Here is a 6698-nt window from a genome sequence, read left to right on the forward strand (position 1 = left end):
ACTCTAGTCACACATTTTTTTATATATAAAGTAATAGAATGAGATACTAACATAAAACAGTTGTATAAGAGGTGAAGAGATGAAAAAATTATTAACAAATGATGAGTTTAATATAGTTTTATTAAATTTGTCAAAAGAGTATGATATCTACGCTCCAGTTACACTTCCTTTTAAAGGAACATTCTCTGATACTGATTTAGTTAAATATGAAAAGATAACTAAATTAGAGGAGATAAATCTAAAGGATAAAAGTTATTACTCAGCTAAAGAGATTCTACTACCTATAAGGCAAACAATATTTTATTTTAATGAAACCGAGTTTAAAAAATCGGAGGGAAGAACGAAAAAAGCCTTAGTTCTATTGAGAAGTTGTGATCTTCATGCCATTGAAAGGGTGGACAATATATACTTAAATAACAAATTTGTAGATGAATATTATGCTAATGCAAAAAAAATGGTTAAATTTGCAGTTATTGGCTGTCCAGGAAAAGGTTGGGAAAGCTGTTTTTGTGCTTCAATGGGAACAAATACAACAGAAAATTATGACCTGGGTCTAACATTTAAAAATGGAGAGGTATATACCCATATAAGGGATATGGAGTTAAAAGAGTTTTTTAACAGTGGAAAAGATAGAGATTTTCAAATGGAGTTTGTGACAGAGAATATTGAAAAAGTTACAGTTCCAGAGAACATAGAGTTAGATGATATCATAGATGACGAGATGTGGAGAGATTATGATAGATGTATCAAGTGTGGAAGATGTAATTTTGTCTGTCCAACTTGTACTTGCTTTACAACTCAGGATATTTTTAATAGAGATAACTCTAAAACAGGTGAAAGAAGAAGAGTGTGGGCTTCTTGCCATGTGGATGGATTTACAACTATGGCAGGAGGACATGAATTTAGACAAAAATCAGGAGATAGAATGAGGTTTAAAGTTATGCATAAAATCTCTGATTACAAAAAAAGATTTGGAACACATATGTGTATAGGGTGTGGAAGATGTGATGATGCCTGTCCAGAGTATATCTCTTATATAAACTGTATAAATAAACTATCAAAAAAGTTGGGTGATAACAATGAGTAATATATATATGCCTGAAAGGGGAGAGATTTTATCTATTGTTCAAGAGAGTCCAATAGAGTGGTTATTTAAAGTAAAAACAACAATAAAACCTGCACCAGGACAGTTTATACAGCTATCTATTCCCATGGTTGGAGAGGCACCTATATCTGTTGCAAACTACAATCATGAGGAGGGGTGGATTGAGTTTTTAATAAGAAAAGTTGGAAAGGTTACAGATGCAATATTCAATCTTCAATTGGGAGATTCAATATTTTTAAGAGGGGCTTATGGGAACTCATTTCCTATGGATAAATACTCTGGAAAAAGGGTTATCATAGTTGCTGGTGGAAGTGGAACTGCTCCTGTGAGACCACTTATAAAACACTTTATAGATGATAAAACTACAGATATTGAGCTAATTTTTGGGTTTAAAGATCAAGAATCAATACTATTTAAGAAAGAGATAGATGAGTGGAGAAAGAAGGCTCCTATGATTTTAACTGTGGATAAAGGGTGTGGAATTGATGGAGAGTGTGTGGGACTTGTAACAGAGTATATACCACAGTTAAAAATGTATGAAAACTTTGATAATTTAGAGGTCATTATAGTTGGACCACCAATGATGATGAAATACTCCGCACTGGAGTTTTTAAAGTTAGGAATTCCAGAGGATAAAATTTGGGTTTCTTTTGAGAGAAATATGTCATGTGCTGTGGGAAAATGTGGACACTGCAAGATTGATGAAACATATGTTTGTTTAGAAGGACCTATATTTAATTATGTAAAAGCTAAAAAGCTTTTAGATTAGGAGGAGACCATGGCTTTAGAATTAAATAGAAAAAGTTTTACAAAAAATGCGTATAGAATAACAAAAGATAGAAAAAAAACAGCTTTAAGAGTTAGAGTTCCAGGTGGAGAGATAACGGCAGAACTACTTTTAAAAGTTTCCGAGATAGCTTCAAAATATGGAAATGGAAAGGTACATATAACGACTCGTCAAGGGTTTGAAATTAAAGGTATAGATATTACAAAAATTGATGAAGTGAATAGAGAGATTCAATTTTTAATAGATGGATTTAATATCAATCAGCCAAATGGAGAGGGAAATGGTTATCCAGCAGCTGGAACAAGAAATATAACAGCTTGTATAGGAAATAGTGTTTGCCCAAAGGCACAGTATAATACAACAAATTTTGCTAAAAAAATAGAAAAAGAGGTTTTTCCAAATGATTTTCATTTTAAAATTGCTTTAACTGGATGTCCCAATGATTGTATAAAAGCAAGGATGCACGACTTTGGTATCATTGGGATGACTATGCCTCTATATGAGAAGGAAAGATGTGTTTCTTGTGGAGCTTGTGTAAAAAAATGTAAGGGATTATCAACAGGAGCTTTAAGAGCTGAAAACTACACTGTTGTAAGAGAACATAGTAAATGTATAGGGTGTGGAGAGTGTGTTTTAAACTGCCCTACATCAGCTTGGGTTAGAGATGAGAAAAAATATTATAGACTTGCCATTATGGGTAGAACTGGAAAGAAAAATCCAAGACTTGCTGAAGATTGGATTTTATGGGCAGATGAGGAAAGTATTATAAAAATTATAAAAAATACATATAGATATGTGGATATATATATTAACAGAGCCCTTCCAAAGGAACATATAGGGTATATTGTTGATAGAACAGGATTCAATGAGTTTAAAAAGTTTGCATTGGATGGTGTTGATTTAGAAGAGGTAGCAATAGAGAGAAATATGGTTAACTGGAATGGAATCATCTATTCTGGTGCTGAGAATGATATTGGTAAATAATTAGTAGCAGCTGGAACTGTAGAGATAGGATTTAATCGTCTCTACAGTTTTTTAATTGACTTAGAGGTTGCTCTAAGTGTTATAATGTTTTTAAAGTTAAGACTTATTAATACGAAGGGAGGATGTATGATTTGGATTTTGCAAAGGTTAATATTTGTGTTTTTTTTAATACTGTGTACGGCATATCTTTTTTATAAAATATATGGAAACCTATGGTTATTTTTATTGATACCAATTTTGAGTTTTCTACCATTTATTCTTTTTTATTTTTATAGGAATAAAAGGAATCTCTCTTTGGAGATTTTTTTAGGACACTATCTATTCTATCTCAATTACATAATACTTGGAGCTTTAGCTATTCTGTCATTGGCTCTTATTTTAAAGATATTTTCAATAGATATTATAAAAGTGATCAGCCAAAGAAAAAAAAGTTTTCATATTTTTGTGATCTTTAGCTTAGGTATATTATCACTTTTGGGATATAGAAACTTTAAATACATAGGAGTTGAAAACTATGAAATTCCTAAAGAGATTATACAGAGTAAAAATGGATTAAAATTTGCTTTTATCAGTGATGTTCATTTAAATGGAAAGTTTGATGGAGAGAAGTTGAGACAAGCATTTAAAAAGATGGAAAAACAGGGAGTGGAGTTAGTACTTATAGGAGGAGATTTCTTAGATAACTCATATAAAAGTATAACTGATGATATAAAAAGTATAATCGATAAAACATCATTTAAGCATGGTATATACTTAGTTTTAGGAAATCATGAATACTATGGGGGAATAGATGGAAATATAGAGTATATAAAAGACCTCGGAATAAATATTTTAAGAGATGAATCAGTTAAGATTGAGGGATTAACTATTGTTGGAAGAGATGATAGACATAATAAAAATAGAAAAAGTTTAAATGAACTTCTTAAAGATATAGATAGGGATAGTACAGTTATAGTGATGGATCATAATCCTCAATCATTGGATGAGTTAGGAGATGAAAAGGTGGATTTATATCTATCTGGGCACACCCATAAGGGACAGCTATTTCCATTTAATTTAGTAGTAAACTATATGTATGAAAACTCTGGTGGATATAAAAAAGTTGGAGATACTCATACATATGTAAGTTCAGGACTGGGTACATGGATGATTCCATATAGAATTGGCAGTAAAAGCGAGATATTGATTTTTAGTGGTATAGATATGGATAAATAGTAGTAATATTAAAAAAGAACCTAGTCTTAGTTTGATTAGGTTCTTTTTCTTTCAGTGGTGGGAGTATTAACTCTATTGTTTTTTGTAAATATAAGCTGATATTACAGCAGTTAGGGGAGCTACAACAACTAAGCTGATACTTCCCACCAAAATTTTTATAATTTCAGCTGATACAATTTTAATATTTAACATTGCACTAATTGAGATATTTCGTTGAAGGAACATCATCAGTAGTGTCAAATATCCACCTGAATATGCCAGTAGAAGTGTTGTGGTCATTGTCCCAATAACAACTTGTCCCACATTAAATCCAGATTTAATCAGTTCTCTTCGTGAAAGATGTTCAGCATTTTTATAAACCTCCTCTACAGTTGCAGCCATATCCATAGCGATATCCATAGCTGCTCCACTAGCTCCAAGAGCGATTGTTATATAAAATATCTCAAGTAGATTTACATTTAAGTTTGTAGTTAAAAGAATACTTTGGGCAAAGGGCTGGTTCATTCCATCAAGATTCATCATATCCCCAAATAGGAAAGTCAAAAGTGTTATTATAGAAAAACCACTTAAAGTTCCTAAAAATGCGGCCCACCCTTTTTTAGTAAAACCGGCAACTAAGAATATAATTATTCCTGATAGTGCTATAAGTACCATTATTGTCAATATAAAGATGTTATTATCCCCTTTTAGGGCTGGAATTAAAAATTTCCAAATAACCAATAAACTAGCCATAAATGAGAGTATTGATTTAAGACCAACCACTCCAGCATATAGAATTAAAGAGGCTGATAGTATTGAAACAAGCACTAAAATTGACTCAATTCTATAAAGAGAGAGAGCTTTACCTTTAAGCTCTCCATTTTTTTGATAGACTCCAACTAGGATTTTATCCCCTTTTTTATAAAACTCATCATACTCTAAAGCTCCACTTAAAAAGTTATCAACATTGATATCTTGATTTTTATAGGGACCATTTTTAATTTTTACAACTAATTTTTGTTCCCCTAAGTTTGAAACCCCTGCTGTTATAACCTGATTATTATTAACACCTATAACCTCTGCTTTAAACTCGTTTTTTGTATGGTTATTATAAATTATAGTTCTGTAGCCACCAAAAATACATGCTATAATTATAAGAGCTAATAGGATCCTTTTCATTTTTTAAAGTGTTCCTCCCATAGATTTGGCAATCTCTTTTGCTACATCAGTGTTATCTTTAAATCCTTGGAAGTTTTCAGAAGTAGCTCCTTTTGCAGATAATGGAACTTGCGTAGCCGTATGTGCAAAAGATGTCCATTGTAATCCAGCTCTTTGAGATAGTATATGTGCAACAGCTATAGAAGTTGGAGCATATCCACCATAAGTATTCAATATCTCATCATTATTTTTTTTCTCCTCTATATCCATAGCTTTTTCTATATTTTTCTTCTCTTCATCCGTTAAATCATTTAAACCAAACTCTTTATTTAGGTATGAGAAATACTCATCTCTATTCCCTTTATAAGCTTTTTGTAACTTATCTTCAACAGATAGCTTTACATTTTTAAGTGCAGCTAAATTTAAAGCATAGTTATTACCAAATCCAAGTCCCATTCCGCCAGTTTCGTGGTCTGCTGCCACAACTATTAAAGTGTTTTCTGGATCTTTATTATAAAAGTCTAATGCTACATTTATAGCATCATCAAAAGCTATTGTATCCATTATTGTTCCAACAGCATCTTGAGCATGAGATGCGTGGTCTATTCTTCCACCTTCAACCATTAAAAAGAAACCATTAGGATTGTCTTTAGAAAGAGTATCGATTCCTTTTTGTGTTATTTGAGCTAAACTTGGAGTTGTTGGATTATTTAATCTATCTATTTCGTATGGTAGATGTGAGCTTGTTAATGCGGCAAAAACTTTTTCATCACCCTTAGGTAAATACTCTAAAAATGCCTTTGAGTTTTCCTCTCCAATAAAAGTTTTATACCCTTTTTCATTAAGTTCTTTAATCACATTAGTATCATCTTTTCTTGAACTTTTTAAATCACCAGTTTTTGGAGTGAAGTGTCTATATCCTCCACCTGCATAAAAATCTATCCCTGCCTTTGAAAAATCTGTAGCCATCTCATTTTCATTTGCTCTACTTTCATTGCTAGTTATAAAAACTGCAGGAGTTGCATGAGTTAATCTAGTAGAGGTAATGATACCAACCTTCATATTTTTTTCTTTTGCAATATCAGTTAAAGATTTTAATTTCTCTCCAGTTGTTGTCATAGAGATCATACCATTATTTGTTTTAACTCCAGTTGCTAAGGCTGTACCTGCTGCAGCTGAATCTGTTATTAATGTATCCGCTGAATGAGTTGTCGTTATACCTAAGGCTGGCATACTATTCATTGCCAATTTTTCATCTTTTCCCAATACCTCTTTTTTATAGTATTCAGTTATCTGTCTTTGAGATGGCCCCAATCCATCACCTATAAAATATATAACATTTTTAACCTGCGAAAAAGCTGATATCCCTGTAACTAAAAACATAAAACCTATTTTTCCAACTCTTTTCATTAATTCCCTCCCAAATTTTAATTAAATTACTAATACTTCAAAGACAGTATAACACTTTAC

General features: G+C 31.8%; 6 protein-coding genes. 4 read left to right on the top strand and 2 right to left on the bottom strand.

The annotated features are described in order from the left end of the window. Positions 1-79 precede the first annotated feature (79 nt). From asrA to ACMOUI_RS13875, 4 genes are all read left to right on the top strand, one after another. Positions 80-1087, top strand: a complete 1008-nt coding sequence (asrA, locus tag ACMOUI_RS13860) for an anaerobic sulfite reductase subunit AsrA (RefSeq protein WP_418966282.1) — start codon at positions 80-82, stop codon at positions 1085-1087. Beyond that, complete coding sequence (gene asrB / locus ACMOUI_RS13865) at positions 1080-1874, top strand: anaerobic sulfite reductase subunit AsrB (protein WP_418966283.1); 795 nt, start codon at positions 1080-1082, stop codon at positions 1872-1874. The genes asrA and asrB overlap by 8 nt, the downstream gene beginning before the upstream one ends. A gap of 9 nt (positions 1875-1883) precedes the next feature. Further along, a complete protein-coding gene (gene asrC, locus ACMOUI_RS13870) occupies positions 1884-2876 on the top strand; it encodes a sulfite reductase subunit C (RefSeq protein ID WP_418966284.1) in 993 nt (330 codons plus the stop codon). Between the two features lie 294 nt (positions 2877-3170). Continuing rightward, positions 3171-4091, top strand: coding sequence for a metallophosphoesterase (locus ACMOUI_RS13875; RefSeq protein ID WP_418966285.1), 921 nt, complete (start codon positions 3171-3173; stop codon positions 4089-4091). 72 nt (positions 4092-4163) lie between these two features. Here ACMOUI_RS13875 and ACMOUI_RS13880 read toward each other — a convergent pair whose 3' ends face one another. Both ACMOUI_RS13880 and ACMOUI_RS13885 read right to left on the bottom strand, forming a co-directional pair. Next, on the bottom strand, positions 4164-5249 hold the full coding sequence (locus ACMOUI_RS13880) for a YibE/F family protein (RefSeq protein ID WP_418966286.1): 1086 nt from the start codon (positions 5247-5249) through the stop codon (positions 4164-4166). 3 nt (positions 5250-5252) lie between these two features. Beyond that, a complete protein-coding gene (locus ACMOUI_RS13885) occupies positions 5253-6638 on the bottom strand; it encodes an alkaline phosphatase (RefSeq protein WP_418966287.1) in 1386 nt (461 codons plus the stop codon). Positions 6639-6698 lie beyond the last annotated feature (60 nt).

Source organism: Cetobacterium sp., assembly GCF_048470075.1.
Lineage (GTDB): Bacteria > Fusobacteriota > Fusobacteriia > Fusobacteriales > Fusobacteriaceae > Cetobacterium_A.